At 73.5% G+C, this 20,970-nt stretch carries 14 protein-coding genes; 7 read left to right on the top strand and 7 right to left on the bottom strand.

Annotation, left to right across the window (positions count from 1 at the left end):
* The first annotated feature begins 129 nt into the window (after positions 1-129).
* Both ABD140_RS18960 and ABD140_RS18955 read left to right on the top strand, forming a co-directional pair.
* Positions 130-1,038: a polysaccharide deacetylase family protein gene (locus ABD140_RS18960; protein WP_344242204.1), complete on the top strand. Its 909-nt coding sequence runs from the start codon at positions 130-132 to the stop codon at positions 1,036-1,038.
* Entirely contained in the window at positions 957-4,004 is a 3,048-nt protein-coding gene (locus tag ABD140_RS18955; protein ID WP_344242203.1) for a helix-turn-helix transcriptional regulator, read from the top strand. Before ABD140_RS18960 ends, ABD140_RS18955 begins: the two co-directional genes overlap by 82 nt.
* A gap of 183 nt (positions 4,005-4,187) precedes the next feature.
* On the opposite strand, the gene ABD140_RS18950 is transcribed toward ABD140_RS18955, so the two are convergent.
* On the bottom strand, positions 4,188-4,640 hold the full coding sequence (locus ABD140_RS18950) for an STAS domain-containing protein (RefSeq protein ID WP_344242202.1): 453 nt from the start codon (positions 4,638-4,640) through the stop codon (positions 4,188-4,190).
* Positions 4,641-4,916: 276 nt separating this feature from the next.
* Between ABD140_RS18950 and ABD140_RS18945 the strand changes: the two genes are divergently transcribed.
* Both ABD140_RS18945 and ABD140_RS18940 read left to right on the top strand, forming a co-directional pair.
* Positions 4,917-5,534 carry a sigma-70 family RNA polymerase sigma factor gene (locus ABD140_RS18945; RefSeq protein WP_344242201.1) on the top strand — a complete coding sequence of 206 codons (618 nt, stop codon included), beginning with the start codon at positions 4,917-4,919 and terminating at the stop codon, positions 5,532-5,534.
* 145 nt (positions 5,535-5,679) lie between these two features.
* On the top strand, positions 5,680-8,442 hold the full coding sequence (locus tag ABD140_RS18940) for a helix-turn-helix transcriptional regulator (protein WP_344242200.1): 2,763 nt from the start codon (positions 5,680-5,682) through the stop codon (positions 8,440-8,442).
* 122 nt (positions 8,443-8,564) lie between these two features.
* Here the strand turns inward: ABD140_RS18940 and ABD140_RS18935 are convergent, their stop codons facing one another.
* Entirely contained in the window at positions 8,565-8,816 is a 252-nt protein-coding gene (locus tag ABD140_RS18935) for a hexameric tyrosine-coordinated heme protein (RefSeq protein ID WP_344242199.1), read from the bottom strand.
* A gap of 334 nt (positions 8,817-9,150) precedes the next feature.
* Here ABD140_RS18935 and ABD140_RS18930 point away from each other — a divergent pair, with 334 nt between their 5' ends.
* From ABD140_RS18930 to ABD140_RS18920, 3 genes are all read left to right on the top strand, one after another.
* Positions 9,151-9,408 (top strand): helix-turn-helix domain-containing protein, encoded by a 258-nt coding sequence (locus ABD140_RS18930; protein ID WP_344242198.1) that lies wholly within the window; start codon positions 9,151-9,153, stop codon positions 9,406-9,408.
* A 459-nt stretch (positions 9,409-9,867) separates the two neighbouring features.
* Complete coding sequence (locus ABD140_RS18925) at positions 9,868-12,630, top strand: helix-turn-helix transcriptional regulator (protein ID WP_344242197.1); 2,763 nt, start codon at positions 9,868-9,870, stop codon at positions 12,628-12,630.
* Between the two features lie 332 nt (positions 12,631-12,962).
* The gene (locus ABD140_RS18920; RefSeq protein WP_344242196.1) at positions 12,963-15,734 is read left to right on the top strand and encodes a helix-turn-helix transcriptional regulator; all 2,772 of its coding nucleotides are present in this window, start codon (positions 12,963-12,965) and stop codon (positions 15,732-15,734) included.
* 15 nt (positions 15,735-15,749) lie between these two features.
* Here the strand turns inward: ABD140_RS18920 and ABD140_RS18915 are convergent, their stop codons facing one another.
* The 5 genes from ABD140_RS18915 to ABD140_RS18895 all read right to left on the bottom strand — a co-directional run.
* Positions 15,750-17,483 (bottom strand): L-aspartate oxidase, encoded by a 1,734-nt coding sequence (locus ABD140_RS18915; protein ID WP_344242195.1) that lies wholly within the window; start codon positions 17,481-17,483, stop codon positions 15,750-15,752.
* 29 nt (positions 17,484-17,512) lie between these two features.
* Complete coding sequence (locus ABD140_RS18910) at positions 17,513-18,220, bottom strand: sigma-70 family RNA polymerase sigma factor (RefSeq protein WP_344242194.1); 708 nt, start codon at positions 18,218-18,220, stop codon at positions 17,513-17,515.
* A gap of 115 nt (positions 18,221-18,335) precedes the next feature.
* A complete protein-coding gene (locus ABD140_RS18905) occupies positions 18,336-19,142 on the bottom strand; it encodes an alpha/beta fold hydrolase (protein ID WP_344242193.1) in 807 nt (268 codons plus the stop codon).
* 32 nt (positions 19,143-19,174) lie between these two features.
* On the bottom strand, positions 19,175-19,996 hold the full coding sequence (locus ABD140_RS18900) for an alpha/beta fold hydrolase (protein ID WP_344242192.1): 822 nt from the start codon (positions 19,994-19,996) through the stop codon (positions 19,175-19,177).
* 218 nt (positions 19,997-20,214) lie between these two features.
* On the bottom strand, positions 20,215-20,970 hold a 756-nt coding region (locus ABD140_RS18895), incomplete at its 5' end, for a response regulator transcription factor (RefSeq protein WP_344242191.1).

Below are 20,970 nucleotides of genomic sequence, written 5' to 3'. Positions count from 1 at the left end.
AAGTGCCTTCCGATCCGGGCCTGGTTGAGACGTCGCAATCCCAACCATCCCAGTTCAGAGGCACTTTTCTCATGTCAACAACAGATTGGTCCAGCACTTTATGAAAGCCCGAGGCCAGGGAGGACCGCAGTGACCGAAAGCAACCTGCAGGCGGCGAGATCCGGACTTACCGTCTGTCTCTCCTTCGACTTCGACGCGCTGAGCGGCTGGGTCGCCGGTTCCAGGAACCCCGCCGACGTCTCCCGCGGGGAGTTCGCCGCCGTCGCGGTGCCCCGTGTCCTTGACCTCCTCGACCGGCACGGCATCCAGGCGACCTTCTTCGTCCCCGGCCACACCGCGCTGGCCTACCCCGCGCAGGTGCTGGACATCGAGCGCCGCGGGCACGAGATCGGGCACCACGGGTGGGCCCACGAGGCCGCGGGGGAATTCAGCGACGAAGAGCAGCGCGAGATCTTCCGCAAGGGAATCGAGGCTCTGGAGAAGGTGACGGGAGAGCGCCCGGTCGGCTACCGAGCGCCTCGGGGGAGCTACAGCGCGACGTCGATCGACATCCTTGTGGAGCACGGTTTTCTCTACAACTCGCATTTCAGCGCGTCAGATTTCTACCCTTACTACCTGCGGCAGGGCGACCAGTGGTCCGATGCCGGCGAGTACGTCTTCGGGCGTACCGTCGATCTCGTCGAGATACCTTTCGCGTGGCACATGGACGACTTCGTGCACTTCGAGTTCTATCCGGGCTTGGCCAACACGCTCAACGCGCCGTCGGCGGTGCGGGAGATCTGGCAGGGCGAGTTCGACTACGCCTACCTGCACGAGCCCGGGGGAGTCGTGGTGATCTGCATGCATCCCGAGGTGATCGGGCGCGGCTCGCGCATCTCGATGCTCGACGAGTTGATCGGCCACATGAAGAGCCGCCCGGGCGTGCGCTTCGCCCGTATGCGCGACCACGCCGCCGCATGGCGGGAGGCCACCCCGGTCGAGGCCTGGCTGGCCTCCGACTCACCGCTGGTGCCCAGACCCTTCGAGGGCCGGCCCTGATCAGGCGGCGCGCCCAGCGCCAGGGTGGTGATGGCGGACGTGGTGGGTCCGTTTTGCGACTGGCAGGGCGCTCTGCGAGAATTTTTAGTCAATTGGTAACCATCTGCTTACGCAGTGCTCGCGCGGCGACATCGGCGTCCGGCGGCATGCCGTATGACATCAGGGAAGGCCACACATGCCGTCGTCGTCACGGGTGCACCGCTTTGGTTGACACTCACCTCTCGCGGACGAGATTCCTCGATCGCAGCGATGAGCGGGACACGCTGGATCGTCTGGTCACGGGGATGCGCGCGGGCCGGAGCGGAGTGCTGACCCTCCGCGGTGAGGCCGGAATCGGCAAGACGGCGCTGCTCGATTATCTGTCGGCCTGTGCGGAAGGATGCCGGATCGTCCGGGTGGCGGGCGTCGAGTCCGAGATGGAACTCGCATTCGCCGGATTGCACGCATTGTGCACACCGGTGCTGAACCATCTCGATCAGCTGCCCGTCCCCCAGCGCGCCGCGCTATGCACGGCGTTCGGCATGAGCGCCGGTCCGCCTCCTGATCGGTTCCTGGTCGGCTTGGCGGTCTTGAGCCTGCTGGCCGACGCGGCGGAGGAGCAGCCTCTGGTCTGCATCATCGACGATGTGCAGTGGCTCGACCGGGTGTCGGTGCAGATCCTCGCGTTCGTGGCGCGCCGCCTGTTCGCCGAACGGGTCGGACTGGTGTTCGCGCTGCGCACCTCCGATGAGAAGCATCACCTCGAAGGGCTGCCGGAACTCGTCGTCGAGGGCCTGGCCGCCGCGGACGCCGGTCAGCTGCTCGACACGATGGTCCCCGGCCGGCTCGACGTGCCGGTGCGTGATCAGATACTCGGAGAAGCCGGCGGTAACCCGCTCGCTCTGGTCGAACTGGCGCGCAGCGGGAAGCCGATCGTGGCTGCGGGCGGATTCGGGCTGCCGATGGAGATGCCTCTGACAAGCCGGATCGAGCAGGGCTTCGTCAACCAGCTGGATCCGCTCCCCGCGGAGACCCGGCGCCTGCTCCTGCTGGCGGCGGCGGAGCCCATCGGCGACGTGATGCTGCTGTGGCGCGCGGCCGAACGGCTCGACATCGGGCTGGGGGCGGCCGAACCGGCAGAGGCGATCGGCCTGGTCGAGATCGGCACGCGCGTGCGGTTCCGTCATCCGCTCGTCCGTTCGGCCGTCTACCGCGCCGCGACCACGCCCGAGCGGCGCGAGGCCCACCGAGCGCTCGCCCACGTGACCGACGCGCGCTTCGACCCTGACCGCCGGGCCTGGCACCGCGCTCGCGCGGCCGGCGGGCCCCCCCAAAAAGTGGGCGGCCAACTTGAGCGGTCCGCGGACCGGGCGCATTCACGGGGTGGGCTGTCGGCGGCCGCGGCGTTCCTGCAGCAGGCCGCCGTGCTGACGCCCGACCCCGCGGCGCGGGCCGAGCGCTCACTCGCCGCGGCCCGGGCGAAGCTCGACGTCGCCGATACGGTGGCCGCGTCGAAACTCTTGGCGGCCGCGGCCGCCGGGCCGGCGGACCCGCTCCGGAGCGCGCGCCTGGAGCTGCTGCGAGCGCAGATCGTGTTCGACGAGCAGCGGGGCCGCGACGCGCCGCCGCTGCTGCTCGAGGCGGCCAAGCGACTTGATCCCCTCGATCCCGCAATGGCCCGGGACACCTACCTCGAGGCAATGGCGGCGGCGATGTACGCCGGGCGCCTCGGCGCCGGACCAGACGAGCGGGAGGTGGCCGAGGCGGCGCGCGCGGCGGACCACGAGCTGGGGCCGGGCGCGGCCGACCAGCTCTTGGGCGCCCTCGTGACGCGGTTCACCGACGGGTACGAGGCGGCGGTCAAGCCCCTCGCGCTGGCCCTGCGCAGGTTCGGCGAACCCGATGCCGGCGGCACGGACCGGCGATGGATGTGGCTGGCGTGCCGCTTGGCCCAGGATCTGTGGGATGACGATCTCTGGCATGCGCTCGCGACCTGCGGTGTCCGCGTGGCGCGCGAGACCGGTGCGCTGAACCTGCTCCCGAACGTGCTGAACCACCTCGCCGCGCTCAACATCCACTGCGGAGCGCTGGAGACCGCGGCGTCGCTGGTCGAAGAGGTCGACTCGATCGTCGAGGCGACCGGAATGCCGCCGCTCAAATTCGGGGCGGCCATGCTGGCCGCCGTGCGGGGTGATAAGCACCAGACGCTGGCCTTGTTCGACTGGGGGCGGCACAACGTGACGGTGCGGGGCGAGGGCTCGGCGCTCGCCAGGATCTGGTGGCTCACCGCACTGCTGTACAACTCGCACGGAGACTACGGCGAGGCGCTCACCGCCGCCCGGCGGGCAGACGAGCACGAGGACCCCATCTTGCACAGTTGGGTTCGGGTCGAGCTCATTGAGGCCTGCGTCCGCAACGGTGGGCCGCTGGAGGAGGCGAACGCGGCGCTGGAGCACCTGACCCGGGCCACTCGGGCGAGCGGCACCGAATGGGCGTTGGGGACCGCGGCGCGCTGCTGTGCGTTGATGACCGGCGACGAGGCGCTCTACCTGGAGTCCATCGAACGGCTCGGTCGTAGTCGCGCGGTGCTCGAGCTCGGGCGCAGCCATCTCGTCTACGGCGAGTGGCTCCGCCGTGAGAACCGGAGGATGGACGCGCGTGAGCATCTGCGCACCGCCCACGAGACGTTCGATCGGATGGGAGCGATCGCGTTCGCCGAGCGCGCTCGGCGCGAACTGTCGGCGACCGGCGAGACAGCGCGCAAACGGACGAAGGAGGCCTTCAGCGAGCTCACCGCCCAGGAAACTCAGATCGCCCGCCTCGCCGCGCAGGGACACACGAACCCCGAGATCGCCGCGCAGCTGTTCATCAGCCCGCGCACCGTGGAGTACCACCTCGGCAAAGTGTTCCCCAAGCTGGGCATCAGCTCGCGCAGACAACTACGCGCAGTGCTCTCCGGAACGGAGGACGCCGCCGCGTGCGGCTGAACGACGGAGCCTCTCATCGTGAGCTCCCCCCCCGTTCGACGGCCAGGCGCGGTGGCTCAACGAAGCGATCTTCGATCGCATCGAGAGTCGGCTGTCGGCTGACATCCGCGGGTCGTGGGAGAGGCACCGAGTGCCCGTCACCTCCTTGCCGCCGCAGACGTCCGAGCAGACGTACCGGATGCGTCATGCCGTCAGCGGCCAGGGGGCGCGGTCGGGGAACGCCGGGACGGCAAAGGGGCGGGCGGGGTTCGTGCGGACGGGAGCCGGGGTTGTGGCGAACGGCCGTCTGGGGACGGGCAACAGGCCCGGGATGGTGTCCCAGCCGAGGAGTCCCAGGATTTTGGCGAGATGGGGGGAGAGGGAGCAGAGCACGAGTTCGCGGCCTTGCCGGCCCAGGCGCTGGGCGGTGAGGGCGAAGAGGCGCAGGCCCTCGATGCCGCAGTAGTCGACTTCGGCGAGGTCGAGGTAGATCTCCGGGGCGTCGGAGCGGATGGCGTCGGTCAGCGCGGCGGCGGCCCGGTCGATCGTGTAGAGGTCGATCTCGCCGATGAGGCGCAGCCCGGGCTGCTCGGTCAGCGGGGTGATGGTGAGTACGGCGTCCATCGCGCTCGGTGTGGTCATCGCAGTCTCGCTCATGTGGACATTCTGTGAGCGTCGGGTGAGGCTCTGCATCACCCGAATGCTTGATCCTTCAACGGTCGAGTGATGGAGGCAGCGGCGTAGGCGACTGGTACCGGGTGGCCCGGGGCGTGCCCGGCCCGTGGGTCGACCCGGGATTTCACGGGCGCGACGGGCGACTGCTTTCGGTGACGGTGGTGCGGACCACTGTCAGCAAGGGAGATCGTCATGCGTTTGGCCGAAGTCGATGCCGTGGCGGAGCCGAGGGCGTCGTGCCCGGGAGCAGCCGGGCGCATGGGGATCGCTGCCCCCGGCATCGGATCCGAGGCGGTGGCGGAGTTCGAGTCGGTTCGGGACCTGCTGTTCCGGATCGCCCATCGGACCCTGGGGCATGCCGCGGACGCCGAGGACGTGGTGCAGGACGTGTGGGTGCGCTGGCAGGGAGTGGACCGGGCACGGGTACGTGACCGGGTGGCGTTTCTCGTGACCGTCACGACCAGGTCCGCGCTCAACGCCGCGACCTCCGCCAGGGCCCGCCGCGAGGTCAGCGCCGGAGCCTGGGGCGCCGAGGCCCCGGGCGCGTCCGTCGATCCGGAACGGGAGGCCGAACGCGGGGAGGAGCTGGAGTTCGCGGTCCGGCTCCTGGTCGAGCGGCTGTCTCCGGTCGAACGCGCCGTGTACGTGCTGCGCGAGGCGTTCGAGTACCCGTTCCGCGAGATCGCCGACCTTCTCGGGCTCAGCGAGGCCAACGCGCGGCAGCTGGCGGTCCGGGCACGCCGGCGCGTCGCCGTCCCCCGGCAGGGCCCGGTCGTACCGGGGGAGGGGAAGCAGCTGCTGGAGGTGTTCCGCGGCGCGGCGCGGAACGGCGACCTGGTGCCCCTCACCGAGCTTCTGCTGAGGGGGCTCCGATGATGTCCCCGACGGCCCCGTGGTCACCGGTGACGGACGTCACGAGTGGGGGCGATCTGGCTGATTGTTCGTACTATGCGCATTGGTGCATGATGATGCGGACCCGCTGCGATCACGGGTTTTGCCCCTTCGGCCTGTGTGGTGGTGGATGTCGAACAGCGCTCCCCGGCGCGGGCTGCTCGGCCGGCGTGGTGAGCGCGCGGTGCTGGACCAGGTGATGGCGGGGGCCAGGACGGGCCAGGGGCAGGTGCTGGTGCTGCGCGGCGAGCCGGGGGTCGGCAAGTCCGCACTGGTGGAGTACCTGGTGGAACACGCGGAGGGATGCCGGGTCCTGCGGGCCTCCGGTGTCGAGTCCGAGATGGAGCTGGCCTTCGCCGGGCTGCACCAGCTGTGCCTGCCGATGATGGGGTTCCTCGATCGTCTTCCCGACCCCCAGCGCGAGGCCTTGAGCGTCGCGTTCGGCCTGAGGTCCGGGAGCGCGCCGGACCGCTTCCTGGTCGGGCTCGCGGTGCTCAGCCTGCTGGCCGAGGCGGCAGAGGAGCAGCCGCTCGTCTGCGTGGTGGACGACGCCCAGTGGCTCGACCGGGTCTCCGCGCAGGCCTTGGCCTTCGCCGCGCGGCGCCTGCTCGCGGAGCGGGTGGCGCTGGTGTTCGCGGTGCGCACGCCGGCGTCCGACCCGGGCGACGACCCGCTGAAGGGGCTGCGGGAGCTGGAGGTCCTGGGCCTGCGGGTCGACGACGCGCGCGTGCTGCTGGAGTCGGTGGTCCCCGGACGCCTGGACGAGCGCATCAGGGACCGGATCGTCGCCGAGACCCAGGGCAATCCGCTGGCCTTGCTGGAGCTGACGCGGGGGCAGACCGCGGCGGAGCTGGCCGGCGGGTTCGCGCGTCCGGACGCGCGGCCGCTGGCCGGCCAGATCGAGCAGAGCTTCCTGCGCCGCATCGGGTCCCTCCCGGATGCGGTGCAGCGGCTGCTGCTCGCGGCGGGCGCCGATCCGGTGGGGGACGTCCCCCTGCTGAGACGGGTGGCCGAGCGCCTCGACCTCGGGGCGGACGCGGCGGGGGCGGCCGAGGAGGCGGGGCTGATCGAGATCGGCGCGCGGGTGCGGTTCCGGCATCCGCTGGTACGTTCGGCCGCCTACCGCGCGGCCGATCCCGGGGCGCGCCGGGACGTGCACCGTGCGCTGGCCGAGGCGATCGACTCCGATTTCGATTCCGATCGCCAGGCCTGGCACCGCGCCCATGCGGCGGTCGAACCCGACGAGGCGCTGGCGGGCGAGCTGGAGAGGTCGGCCGACCGGGCCGAGGCCCGCGGCGGAATCGCGGCGGCCGCCGCGTTCCTGAGACGCGCGGCCGAGCTGACGCCCGATCCCGCCGGGCGCGGAACGAGGGCGCTGGCCGCGGCACGGGCCACCTTCGAGGCCGGGGCCCCTGACACGGCGCTCGAACTCATCGCCGCGGCGGAACTGGGTCCGCTGGACGAGGCCCGGCGCGCACGGCTGGGCAGGCTGCGCGCCCAGATTTTCTTCGCGCGAAGGCGCGGCGGCGAAGCCCTGCCCGCGCTGTTCGACGCGGCGGGCAGACTGGAGGGCATCGACGGCGGACAGGCGCGGGAGGCGTACCTCGACGCGCTCGGGGCAGCGGTCTTCGCGGGTCGGCTCCAGAGCGGCATCGGAGTACGGGAGGTCGCGGAGGCCGCCCGCTCCGCGCCGCGCGGACCGCTGTCTCCGCGGCTGCCCGACCTTCTTCTCGACGGCCTGGCGGCCTGGTTCACCGAGGATCGCGCCACGGCCGCGCCGCGGTTGAAGGACGCGTTGCGGGCGTTCCGGGAGGCCGCCGGCCCTGGCGAGGACGACATCATGCGCTGGCTCTGGCTCACCTGGCCCGCCGCCGGCGAGCTGTGGGACGACGAGACGTGGCATGAGCTGTCCACGCACGCGGTCCGAGTGGCACGCGGCACCGGCTCGCTCAACTTCCTCCCCCTGGCACTCGCCTACCGTGCCTCCGTACACGTGCACGCGGGGGAGTTCGACCTCGCCTCGATGCTGGTCGACGAGTCCGCCACTCTCACGGAGCTGGCCGGCAACTCGCCCCTCGCCTACTCCTCGCTGCTGCTCCTGGCCTGGCGCGGCGAGGGTCCCCAGAAAGCGGAGGTGATCCAGTCCGCCGCGCGGGACGCTGCGCTCTGGGGAGAGGGCCGGGCGGTCGGCCTGGCCGGCTATCTGTGTGCGGTGCTGTACAACGGCCTCGGCCGGTACCAGGACGCGCTGGACAGCGCCGAACGGGCGGCTGAGCACGATGATCTGGCGGTCGTCGGGTTCTGCCTCGCCGAACTGGTCGAGGCCGCCGCGCGCGGTGACGTCCCCGAGGCGGCCGCGGCGGCGCTCGTCCGGTTGGAGGAGCGTGCCGTGGCCGCCGGCACGGACTGGGCGCTGGGTGTTCTGGCCCGGTCGAGAGCACTGCTGTGCGCCGGACCGAAGGCCGAGCCGCTGTACCGCGAGGCGCTCGAACGCCTGGCGCGCAGCCGGATCACCGTCGATCTCGCCCGCACCCACCTGGTGTACGGAGAGTGGCTGCGGCGCCAGAACCGGCGCCTCGACGCGCGCGAGCACCTGCGCACCGCTTACGAGATGCTCCGGGGGTTCGGCGCGCTCGCCTTCGCCGAACGCGCCCGTCGCGAGCTCATGGCCACCGGGGAGACGATCCGGCAGCGCGCGGTCGACGTGCGCGAGGCACTGACCGCACAGGAGGCGCAGATCGCTCGGCTGGCCGCCGCCGGCAAGACGAACTCCGAGATCGGCGCGGAGCTGTTCCTCAGCCCGCGCACCGTCGAATGGCACCTCCGCAAGGTCTTCACCAAGCTCGACGTCAACTCCCGCAACAAGCTGGGCGGGGCGCTGGCCGTCTCCTGACCGCACACCCGACCGGCGCTCCCGCGGGTCCGCGGGAGCCGCGCCACCGGCCCTCCTCCCTTCCGGCCGGGAACCGCAGGACGGGAGACGGCCGCCCGGGCGACCGCCGTTCGGGCGGCGGATCAGCGCCAGTAGTGGTTGGCGGCCGCGATGGTCTGGAACTCGAGGGAGACGACCTGGACGGCGGCGATCAGCTTCGCCGCGTCGCCCGCGTACTGCGGCCGCCCGGCCTGGAGCACCTCCAGTTCGGGCTGGAGGGTGTGGACGGTGTTGCGGGCGATCGCCATGGCCAGCGCGCGGCCCTCTTCGGGGGTCTCGGTGATGAGGGTGCCACCGGGCACCAGGACGAGTGCCTCGTCCGGAACGCGGGTCATGTCGCTTCCTTTCTCCAGGGTGTTGCGGGAGACGACATCGTCGCCCTGACACCGCCGGCCGCGCATCGCGCAGACGACTGATGTTCGCGCCGCACGCCGGACCGCCCCCACCCGGCAGGGCCGCCCCACCCGGCCGGACCGCCCCCCACCCGGCAGGGCCGCCCCACCCGGCAGGGCCGGACCACCGGTCGTCGCCGCACGCCGCGGCGGGAAGCCTAGGGATGTCACGGATGCGAAAGCGGAATGCCGGGCGGGATCCTGGGCGGCACGCGCTCGCACCCGGTCTCCAGACCTTCGTCCGGGGCGGCGGAAACGAACAAGGGGCTGGCGGGCGATGACCGAACTGGACTATGCGTGGCATCTTCGCGAGGTCATGGCGGAGCGCGGCATGCACTCCACGGCGGGGCTGCGCCCCCTGCTGGCCTCCCGCGGCGTCGATCTGTCGCCCAGCCAGGTGTACCGCCTTGTCGTCGACAAGCCCGAGCGGCTGCGCCTCCGCACCCTGATGGCGCTGCTGGACATCCTCGACTGCGCGATGGACGACCTGATCGAGCCGCTGACCTCCCGCGGCGTCCGCGACACCCGCGATTAGCCCGGCGCCCGCCGTGCCGCGGCCCGCCCGTCTGCGAGGCCTCGCCCGTCGTCCTCCCCGGCGCCGCGTTCCCCGACCCCGTGCCCGGTCGGCGGGCGCACGACCGGGGATTCCCCGGTGCCCGGACCGGTGCCGCGTTCCTTGATGCCCGGTGCCGGGCGGACCGGCACGGTGCGCGGTGCCTTCCTGCGAGAGAGCCGTCCGCGGTCGACCGGCACCCGGGGCCGCGCGCAGCCCGGGTGCCGGTCGGGCCCAGGGGCCACACGGATGCCCGGCCGGTCACGGGGTGTCCACGGGCTCGCCGGCAGGACGTCCCCGGGGATGCGGCCGGGGTACTCCCCGATGCGACGGGAGCACCGGCCCGGCCACAGTGGGCAGTGATCGGCGGGGCGTCCGCCGACGGGGTGAGACGGAGGGGCTGTGCCGGAGAAGGAGACGAGGCGCAAGCGGCGGGCCGGCATGAGATGCGTTGCCCGGACGCCGGGCGGCGGACTGCCGCTGCGCGGCCGCGAGGCCGAATCGGCGGCGCTGGCCGACGGGCTCGCCGCGCTGGTCCGGGGGAGGGGCGGCGTCGTGGTGGTCGAGGGGCCGCCGGGGTCGGGCAGGACGCGGCTGCTCGCCGAGGTCCACGCGCGCGCCGTCGCGGACGGGCTGCCCTGCCTGCGCGGATCGGCGGCGCTCGACCGGCTCGCGGTCCCGTTCGGGCCGCTGCTGGAGGCCCTGTGCGCCGGGCCCGCGCCGCTGCTCGACGCCTCGGAGCCCCGCCTCGTCCGTCCGGCGGACCTGCGGTCCTGGACGCTGCAGGAGGCCCGCGCACGGCTCGCGGGCGCGGCGGCGCGCGGGCCCCTCGTCATCTGCCTCGACGACGTGCAGTGGTGCGACTCCGCGACCTTGGCGGCGCTGCCGGAGCTCCTCGCCGACCTGGCGGACGCTCCGATCCTGTGGGTCCTGTCGGTGGGCCCGCCACCGGTCGCGGTCGGCGCGCGGGTCGAGGCGCTGTGCCGCGGCCGGGACCGCATCGTCCTCGGCCCGCTCGCCGACCGCGCCGTCGCGGAGCTGGCCGCCGACCTGCTCGGGGCCGAGCCGGGCCTCGCCGTGCTGCGCATGGCCGGACGGGCGCAGGGCACGCCGCGCCTGCTCGTCGAACTGCTCCGGGGCCTGGCGGAGGAGGGCCGGATCACCGTGCGGGACGGGATCGCCACGACCGACGGGGGCGCGGTGCCGCGCAGGCTCCGCGAGCTGGTCCGGGGCCGGCTCGACCAGGTGTCGCCGTCGGCCCGCCAGTGCGTCCGGGTCGCCTCGGTGTTCGACCGGGCCTTCACCGCGGCGGAGCTGGCCGGGCTCGTCGGCGTGCCGGTCGGCGAGGTCGCGGCGGTGGTGGAGGAGGCGGGCGGCGCGGGCTTCCTCGCGGGTTCGGACGGTCTCCTCGGCTTCCGGCACGACCTGGTCCGGCAGGCGATCTCCGCGACGCTCCCCTCCGCGCTGCGCCGGTGCCTGCGCCGCCAGGCGGTCGAGGTCAGGCTCGCGCACGGGGGACGGGCGGTGGACGTCGCCGCCGAGCTCGCCGAGACGGCGGCGCCCGGCGACCACCGGGCCGTGGACCTGCTTCGCCGGGCGGCCGGGGACCTCGCGGCGACCGCGCCGGCGCGGGCCGCGGCGCTGAGCCGCAGGGCGCTGGACCTCGCCGGACCGGACGGACCGCACACCGCGCAGATCGTCGCCGGGACCGTCGAGCTGCTCGACCGCGACGGGCGGTACGCCGAGGCCAGGCAGCGGGCCGAAGCCGCGCTCGAAGGCCTCCTCACGCCGGAGGCCGAAGCCCGGCTCCGCTGGGTGATGGCCCGGCTCGTGGGCCACGTGTCCTCCGCCGAGGCGGTCCGGCAGTGCCGGACCGCCCTGGCGGTCCCGGGAGTCTCCGCCGGGGTAGTTGCGCGCCTCGTCGCCACCGAGGCGCTGCACCTGTCCAGGAGCGGCTACGCGGCCCGGTCCATCGCCGCGGCGGGCCGCGTCGCCGTGGATGCCGACGCCGCCGCGGGCGCGACGGCGCTCGCGGCGCTCGCACGGGCCGAACTGGCCCGGCTGAACCCGTCCCGCGCCCTCGTGTTCCAGGACGAGGCCGAGGCGCGCGTCGTGCGCGCGAGCAGGCCCCGGGCTCTCGAGGACTGCGCGCGGGCGTTCACCCTCACGGCCTCGGGGCGGATCGAGGAGGCGCTCCGGGAGACGGACGAGGGCGTCGGCGCGGCCCGTCAGGCCGGGCATCGGCCCGCGGAGGCCCTGTGGGCGATGAGCCGGGCCCGGGTCCTGCTGGACGCGGGCCGGCTCGCGGCCGCACGCGTCGAGGCCGACGCCGCCCTGTCGGCCGCGGGCGACCTGGGTTCGGGGGACTTCGCCGACACCACCGCCCGCTATGCCTTCGGTAGGGCGGCGGTGCACATGGGCGACGAGGAGGGCGTCCGGCGCTGCGCCGCCGACGGCGCGCGGATGGCGGCCGCCGAAGCGCCCGCGGTCCGCCGCACCGGGACCTGGCTCGCCGCCCTCGCGGCCGACGCGGCGGGCGACACCGCGCGCGTCGCCGAACTCATCGAGCTCGCCTGGGCGGACTCCGGCGCCCCGGGGACGACGCCCGACCCAGCCGACCTCGTGGTGCTCGCCCGCCTCGCGCTGCGGGCGGAGCTGCCCGGCCTCGCCGCCGAGGCCGCCGGGCGGGCCGCGGAGCTCGACGCGGAGATCCCCTTCCTGCGCGGAGTCGCCGCTCACGCGCGGGGTCTGCTCACGGACGACCCGGACCTGCTGCTGCAGGCCGTCAAGGTGTTGGAGGAGGCCGAGCGGCCCCTGGTGCGCGCCTCGGCGGCCGAGGACGCGGGCCGGGTGCTCGGGGCCGCGGGCGATCCCGCCGCCCGGGGGCTGCTGGACTCCGCGCTCGACCTCTACGAGGAGTGCGGGGCCGTGCGCGACGCGGCCCGGGTGCGGCGCCGCCTGCGTGCGCTGGGCGTCCGGCGCGCCGCGCGTTTCAGCGGCGGCGCCGGCAGATGGGGCCTGACCGCCGCCGAGGTGAAGGTGGCGCTCCTGGTCGCCCAGGGCGCGACCAACCGCCAGGTCGCCGAACGCCTCTTCCTGTCCAGCCACACCGTCGGCTCCCATCTCCGCCACATCTTCACCAAGTGGAACATCACCTCCCGCGTGGACCTCACCCGGCAGGTTCTGGAGCTCGAGGCGGCCTGACCTCACGAACCCCGTCGCTTCGCGCATCCCCTCCCTGACGGAGACCGGTGCCCCTTCCGCCCCGCCCGGCCGCCGGGCGGGGCGGTTTCGGGTGATCCTGCCGTTGGTCTGCTCTCTTTCCGCAGTGAGCGCGCTGTATATACCGTGATGCGCCCTATCTGGTTCTGCGTGCTTTCAGGGCTCCGTGAGCTGTCAGTGGTGGTTCATGAGGGGAACGCATGATTTTTAGTGACAGGTTCGCTGAGCGGGGGTTCCGGGTGGGATATTGCATCTGATGAAAGTCCGGTCCCGGTGACCGGACGTGCGGGAACTCCAGGGCGGGAGCGGCTGAGATGGCGAGTGCGGGCCGGTGGGCGGCGGCCGGAAGGCCTCGCCCGGGGGAACTGCTGGGCCGGACCGCCGAGTGCGCGACCCTGGAAGGGATGCTGTCGGACGTCCGCGGCGGCGAGAGCCGGGTGCTGGTCCTGCGCGGTGAGGCCGGGGTCGGCAAGTCGGCGCTCCTGGAGCACCTGGTCGCCCGGGCGGCCGGATGCCGGGTCGCCACGGCGACCGGCGTCCAGTCGGAGATGGAGCTGGCCTTCGCCGCGGTCCACCAGCTGTGCCTACCGATGCTGGAACTCCTCGACACCCTGCCCGAGCCGCAGCAGGACGCGCTCGGCACCGCCTTCGGCCTGCGTTCCGGCCATGCCCCCGACCAGTTCCTCATCAGCCTTGCGGTGCTCAACCTGCTGGCCGCGGCCGCCGAGGAGCGTCCGCTCGTGTGCGTGGTCGACGACGCCCAGTGGCTCGACCGGGCCTCGGCCCAGGTCCTGATGTTCGTGGCCCGCCGCCTCATGGCCGAGCGGGTGGCCTGCGTCTTCTCCGTTCGCGAGTCCGGTCCCGAGCACGCGCTGCCGGGCCTGCCCGTGCTGGAGGTCGGCGGCCTCGGCGACGCCGATGCGCGCGCCCTCGTGCGGCGCGTCGTTCCCGGGCCGATGGACGAGGAGGTGCGCGCCCGCATCGTCACCGAGGCCTGCGGCAACCCGCTCGCCCTGCTGGAGCTGCCCCGCGAGGACGCGGCGAGCGGACTGTTCGCCGCGGAGGGGACGGGGCAGTCGCTGTCGGGCCGGCTGGAGGGCGGTTTCCGGCGGCGGCTGGCCGACGTGTCCGCCGACACGCGGACGATGCTGCTGCTGGCCGCCGCCGAGCCGACCGGTGACCCGGTCCTGCTGTGGCGGGCCGCCGGCGTGCTCGGCGTGGAGGCCGCGGCGGCGGACGAGGCGGAAGAGCTGATCGACTTCAGCGAACGGGTGCGGTTCCGCCACCCGCTGGTGCGCTCCGCCGTGTACAACGCGACCGCGCCCAGGGAGCGCAGGGAGGCCCACCGGGCGCTCGCCGAGGGCACCGACGCCGAGACCGACCCGGACCGGCGGGCCTGGCACCGCGCGCAGGGCACCGCGCACCTGGACGAGGACGTCGCCGCGGAACTGGAGCGCTCGGCCGGGCGCGCCCTGGCCCGCGGCGGGCTGGTCGCCGCCGCGGCGTTCCTGGAGCGGGCCGTCGGCCTCACCCCGGACGCCCGGTCCCGGGCGGACCGCGCCCTGGAGGCGGCGCGGGCCAAGCACATGGCGGGCGCGGCCGAGCCCGCCCTGGCCCTGCTGGCCTCGGCCGAGGCGGGGCCGCCGGACGAGTTGCGCCACGCCAAGGCCGACGTGCTGCGCGCCGAGATCGCCCTGACCTCCAACCGGGGCAGCTCCGTCCCGGCGATGCTGCTGAAGGTCGCCAAGCAGCTGGAGACGCTGGACGTCGCCCTGTCCCGCGACACCTACCTCCAGGCGCTGACGACGGCGATCGGCGTCCTGCCCGACTGGGAGGGCATCGCCGAGGTCGCCGAGGCCGCTCTCGCGGCACCTCCGGTATCCGGGCAACCCCGCGCCACCGACCTCGTCCTCGACGCGCTCGTCCTGCTGTACGCCCGGGACTCCGAAGCGGCGGGCCCCGCGTTGAGGAAGGCGCTGTCCGTCATCCTGGGAGAGGAGACGGGCCCGGGTGAGCGGCTGAGGTGGGCCTGGCTCGCCAACTTCTTCGCGATGGCGCTGTGGGACTCCGAGCTGTGCCATGACGTGGCCGAGGACTACCTTCGGCTCGTCCGCGGCTCCGGTGCCTTCGCGCTGCTCCCCCTCCTCCTCAGCATCACCACGATGCAGCGCCTGTTCGAGGGCGACCTGGCCGACGCCGCCACCCTGAACGAGGAGGCGAAGGCGCAGGCGCTCGCCGCCGACGTGTGGACGACCTCGGGGGCCATGGTGCAGACAGGGGGAGACCTCGGCCTCGCCGCCTGGCGGGGCGACGCGGAGACCACGGAGGACCTGGCGGAGGCCATCGTCAAGGAGAGCCTGGTCCGCGGAGAGGGACGGACCCTCGACGTCTGCCGCTGGGTCAGGTCCGTCCTCTACAACGGGCTCGGCCACTACGGCAAGGCGCTGGAGGCCGTCCTCCCGGTCATGGACGAGCGGGCGCCCGGCGGCAGCGGGGTGCACTGGGCGCCGATGGAGCTCATCGAGGCGGCCGTGCGCACCGGCCGCGACGACGTCGCCGCGCACGCGTTGGAGCGGTTCGCCCTGTCGGCGCGCAGAGGGGGCACCGACTGGGGCCTGGGCCTGGAGGCGCGGTGCCGGGCGCTGCTGTCGGAGGGCGAGGAGGCGGACCGGCTCCACCGCGAGGCGATCGAGCGGCTCGGTCGCACCCGCATGCGCCCCGACCTCGCCCGCGCCCACCTCCTGTACGGCGAATGGCTGCGCCGCGAACGCCGCCGCACCGAGGCCCGCGAGCAGCTGCGCACCGCCTTCGAGCTGTTCACCGGCATCGGCATGCGGGCGTTCGCCGCCCGCGCCGAACGCGAACTGCTCGCCACCGGCGAGACCGTCCGCAAGCGCAGCGCCGAGACGACGGGGGAACTCACCCCGCAGGAGGAGCAGGTCGCCCGGCTGGCCCGCACCGGCCTGACCAACAAGGAGATCGCCGCCCGCCTGTACGTCAGCCCCCGCACCGTCGAATACCACCTGGGCAAGGTCTTCACCAAGCTCGGCGTCACCTCCCGCCACCAGCTCGTCGGCCTTCCCTGACGGGCGCTCCGGGCGTCACTCGACGAGCTCGTGGGAGCTCGTGTCGACCTCGCGCATGAGGGAGGCGATCTCGTCGGGGACCGGGGGGATCTCCTCGCGGTCGATCTTTCCGGGGCCGGACCACACCAGATTGACGCGCAGGGACGGGTCGAGGGCGGGGAAGTCGGAGCGGTTGTGGCAGCCGCGGGTCTCGCGGCGCTCCAGAGCGGCCTCCAGGGTGGCGCGGGCCGCGAGCGCGGTTCCCTGGAGGTCGAAGGCGTGCGCGAGGTCCTGGTGGCCGGCGATGTCCGGATGGACGCCGAGGCCGGCGAACCTCTCCTCGACCTCGTCGAGTTCGAGGAGGCCCTGCAGCAGGCCGGCCTCGTCGCGGACGACCCCCGCGTGCTCGGTCATGATGTCGCGCACCGCGCGCTGGAGGACCCGGACGTTCTCCCGGCCGTCGCGCGCGAGCAGCTCGTCGATCTCCCGCCGTGCCTCCTCGACCGCCCGCGCGGACCGCTGCTGCGCGGAGAGGGAGGCGGAGTACTCGGCGGCGGCACGGCCGGTGATCCTTCCGTACACCAGGAGTTCGATGAGGGAGTTGCCGCCGAGGCGGTTCGCCCCGTGCAGGCCGCTGGCCGCCTCGCCGATGGCGAACAGCCCCTCGACGTCGGTGCCGTGGTCCTCCGGACGGACCCGGACGCCGCCCATCGAGTAGTGCGCCGTCGGGGCGATCTCGATCGGCTTCTCGGTGATGTCGAGCATCTGCAGCTCCAGCAGCGTCCGGTGGACGCGCGGGAGCCGCTCCATGATCGTCTCGCGGGGGAGGTGCGACACGTCCAGCCAGACGCCGCCCTTCGGGGTGCCGCGCCCGGCCCTGATCTCGGTGAACGCGGCCAGCGCCACCCGGTCCCGGGTCGACAGCTCCATGCGTTCGGGGTCGTAGCGCCGCATGAACCGCTCGCCGTCGGCGTTGCGGAGGTGGCCGCCCTCACCGCGCGCCGCCTCCGACACGAGCGTGCCCGCCGCGTCCTCCGGGTCGAGCAGTCCGGACGGGTGGAACTGGACGAGCTCGGGATCGCGGATGCGGGCGCCGGCCAGGACGGCGAGGCGGAAGGTGTCGCCGGTGTTCTCGTCGCGCCGCGAGGAGGTGCGCCGCCAGGTCCGGGTGTGCCCGCCGGTAGCCAGGACCACCGCGTCGGCGTGGATGACATGGCGGGTGCCGTCGTTCAGGTCGAACCCGTACGCGCCGAACACGACGTTGTCGCGCACGAGCAGTCGCGTGATGTAGAGGGTGTCGAGGATGGGGACGGCCAGCTCTGCCGCTCGGCGGACGAGGGTCCGCTGGATCTCCAGGCCGGTGTAGTCGCCGCTGAAGGCGGTGCGCCGCCAGGTGTGCGCGCCGAAGAACCGCTGGGAGATCCGCCCGTCGGCCTCGCGCGCGAACGGCATTCCGTATCGGACGAGGTCGTCGATTCCGCGCTCGGCGTTCTCGGTGACGATCCGCACGGTGTCGGGATGGGCGAGGAGATAGCTCTCCTTGATCGTGTCGGCCGCGTGCTGGAGCGGGCTGTCCTCGGGGTCCATCGTGCCGAGGGCGGCGTTGATGCCGCCCGCCGCCATCGTCGTGTGCGCGTCGGTCTTCGGCCGTTTGCCGACGGCGAGCACGCCGACGCCGCGCTCGGCCAGCTCGATCGCCGCGCGCAGACCGGCGCCACCGGTACCGATGACCAGGACGGGAACGGAGAGCCGCCGCTCGGGGACGTTCATGGTGGTGCTCCTTCGAGGTTCTGCGGAGGTCAGGCCGCCTGGGGCGCGGCGGGGACCGCGGGGACGGCCGCGGGGGAGGCGGACCCGCGGAGGGGAGTGACGGGAGAGGGCGGGGCCAGGAGGGATTCCAGGGGGGCGAGGTCGCCGGTCCGGGCGGCGGTGCGGAAGGCGGTGAGGAGGGGGCGGGGGTCGGGCGGGGCGGGAGCGGCACGGCGGGCGGTCGTCAGGCGCTTGCGGGCGCGGCTGACGAGCTGGCGGGTGGCCGGCTCGGAGAGGCGGAGGATCGCGGCGATGTCGGCGTAGGGGTAGTCGAAGGCCTCGCGCAGGATGTAGGCGGCGCGCTCGTTGGGGGACAGGCGCTCCAGGATGAGAACGACGGCGGTCTCCAGCGCCTCGGCGCGTTCGGCGCCCAGATGGGGGTCGCCGGCGGTGTCGGCCGGGTCGGGCAGCCGGGGCCCGGTGCAGGTCTCGCGGCGGAGCCGGGCGGACTGGACGGTGTTGATGGACAGCCGGGTCGTGGCCGTCGAGAGGAAGGCGGCGGGATTGGCGACGGCGGATCTGTCGCAGGACTGCCAGCGCAGCCAGGCGTCCTGGACGACGTCCTCGGCCTCCTGGACGCTGCCCAGCATGCGGTAGGCGATGCCGAAGAGGCGCGGGCGGATCTCGGCGAAGATCCGCACGGCGTACTGGAGGTCGTCGGGCCCGGCGTCTTCCCTGACGGGTTCGGCGTGCGCCACGGTCGCTTTTCCTTTCCGAGGTCTGTGTGTGAGCGGGTACGGCCCGGATCGGGCGTGGAGGGGCCTGCTCGTCCCCGCCCCAGAGCCGGGGACGAGCGGGTGCGGGTGCGCAGGGTCAGCGGGCGGCCTTCTCGATGACGTCGGCGACGACGCCCGGACGGGTCAGGAACGCGGAGTGCGAGGCGTCGACCTCGACGGCGCGGGCTCCGGCGCGGACCGTCATGAAGCGCTGGGCCGCGGCGGGGATCGCCTGGTCGGTCTTGGAGATCACGACCCAGGACGGAAGCCGCTTCCAGGCGGGGCCGGCCGTGGCGGGCTCGGTCAGCGCGGTGTAGAGGATCGGACGCTGGGTGGCGGCGAGGAGGCGGAGGACGGAGGCGGGGACACCGGGGCCGAAGACCTTCCCGAAGGTCTCGGCGCGCAGGTAGACGTCGTCGCCGCCGGACGGCAGGGTGACGGTCCGGATCGTCTCGGGGGTGATCTGGCTGCCGGGGAAGCGGCCGGCGATGCCGAAGGCGGTCTCACCCTCCTCCGGCAGGAAGGCCGACACGTAGACGAGCGCCTTCACGTCGGGGTCGGGAGCGGTCTCGGTGATGACCGCGCCCCCGTAGGAGTGGCCGACGAGGACGACCGGGCCCTCGATGCCGTCGATGAAGGAGTCCAGGTAGGCGGCGTCGGAGGCGAGGCCGCGCAGCGGGTTGGCGACGGCGAGGGCGGTGTAGCCGTGCCGCTGGAGGCGTTCGATGACTTTGCTCCAGCCGGAGGAGTCGGCGAAGGAGCCGTGCACGAGCACGATGGTCGGCTTGGCGGCCTTCGGGCCGACGCCGACGGCGGGCGCGGCGGGGAAGGACAGGGACGCGGCGGTCAGCGCGAGTCCGATGAGGATGCCGGCGAGGCGCAGGGGCGGGCGGGAGAAGTACATGCGGGTTCCTTGTCTCGGATGGTGGACGCGGTTCATCGGAGGAAGTCGAGGAGGGCTGCGTTGACCTCTTCGGCGTGGGTCCAGGCGATCGCGTGCGGGCCGCCTTCGAGGACCTCGAAGCGCAGGTCGTGCAGGTGCTTCTGCAACCGGTCGCCCGTGACGGCGATCGGCATGATGCGGTCGTAGTCGCCCTGGAGGGCGAGGACGGGGACGTCGAACTTGGCGAGGTCGGCCCGGAAGTCGGCGGTCCAGGCGGCGATGCTGCTGTGGGTGGCGATCGCCCCGGCCGCGGCGGCGACGGCGAAGAACGCGCGCAGCGCGTCGAAGCCGATCCGGGTGCCGCCCAGGACCTCGGCGTTGTGCGCCTGCTCGAGGAAGCGCTTCAGGAAGGCGAACCTGTCGGCCCGGATCTCCTGCCGCATGTCGGCGAGGATGGACCAGTCGATGCCCTCGGGATTGTCGTCGTCCCAGCCGAAGCACGGCGGCAGCGGCGCGATCATGACGGCCTTGGCGATCCGCGCGGAGCTGTGGGAGCCGATGTAGCGGGCGACCTCGCCGGTGCCCATGCCGCCGCCGACCAGGACGCTGTCGTGCAGGTCGAGGGTCTCCATGAGGACGTTGAGGTCGGCGGCGAACGTGTCGTAGTCGTAGCCGGTCGCCGGCTGGTCGGATCTGCCGAATCCGCGCCGGTCGTAGGTGATGACGCGGTACCCCTCGGCCAGCAGCGCCGTCGTCTGCTTCTCCCAGGACGCCCCGCTGAGCGGGAAGTCGTGGACGAGCACCACGGGAGTGCCCGAACCGTGGTCGGCATAGGAGAGGTTGACCGCCCTGCCGTTCTCTTCGCCGACTTTCACATAAGGCAATTCCTTCTCCTTCGGTTCGGGAGCTTTCACCCGGACCTCCCGGGTTCGTCACCTCACCATCCCGTGCCGGGCGGAAAAGGGCATGACGTGAATGGATGAGATATCCCGCCGCAGTTCAGGAGTCCCGTATCACCCGTGGGACGCCTGGTCGCGGGCATGCGAAAGGCCGGGGCCGGCCGTGGAACGGCCCCGGTCCTCATGCATGAACGTCAGTCGGCGATTCCTCCGTGCTCCGCATAGGCGCGCGCGAGCTCGACGCGGGAATTCACGCCGATTTTGTGGAAGATGTGCATCACATGGGTGCCGACGGTGGCGGGGGACAGGAACAGCCGTTCGGCGGCCTGGCGGTTGGTCGCGCCCTCGGCCACGAGCGAGAGGACCCGCCGCTCGGCGGGGGTGAGCGCGGCCCAGCCCCGCTCCGCGCGGCGCCGCTTCTTGCGCTGCCGGTGCCCGGCCGCGGCCAGCGCGCGCCGCACCCGGTCGGCCTCGGCCTCGGCGCCCGTGCGGGCGTAGCCGGCCTCGGCCAGGGTGAGCCGCCGGACGGCGGCGGCCCGGTCGGACGCCAGGAGCAGGTTCCCGGCGTCCTCCAGCGCGGCCGCGTGCGCGAGCGGGTACGGGAGCGCCTCGAGGAGCGCGGCGGCCCGCAGGACCGCGTCGGCGTCCCGGTCGAGGAGGCCGCGGACGTGCGCGGCGACGGTGGCGAACACCGGGATGCCGGGGTTGAGGGCGGCTCTGCGCTCGGCCTCGGCGGTGACGGCGGCTGCCCGGTCCGGTCGGCCTCCGGCCAGGAACGTGCGCACGAGCCGGGGATCGTCCGCCGGGTCCGCGGGGAAGCCCGTCGGCGTCGGCGGTCCGCAGACGGTGTCGGCCTCGTCGAGGAGCGCACAGCGGTCGTCGGCGTCGGCGAGCCGGGCGGCGGCCTCGGGGCACGCCCGGCGCAGCGGCCCGGCCTCGGCGGCGCGCAG

The sequence above is a fragment of the Actinocorallia libanotica genome (assembly GCF_039525175.1).
Lineage (GTDB): Bacteria > Actinomycetota > Actinomycetes > Streptosporangiales > Streptosporangiaceae > Actinocorallia > Actinocorallia libanotica.
Note: the sequence above shows the minus strand (reverse complement) of the source record. Positions and strands in the feature narration are given on the sequence as shown.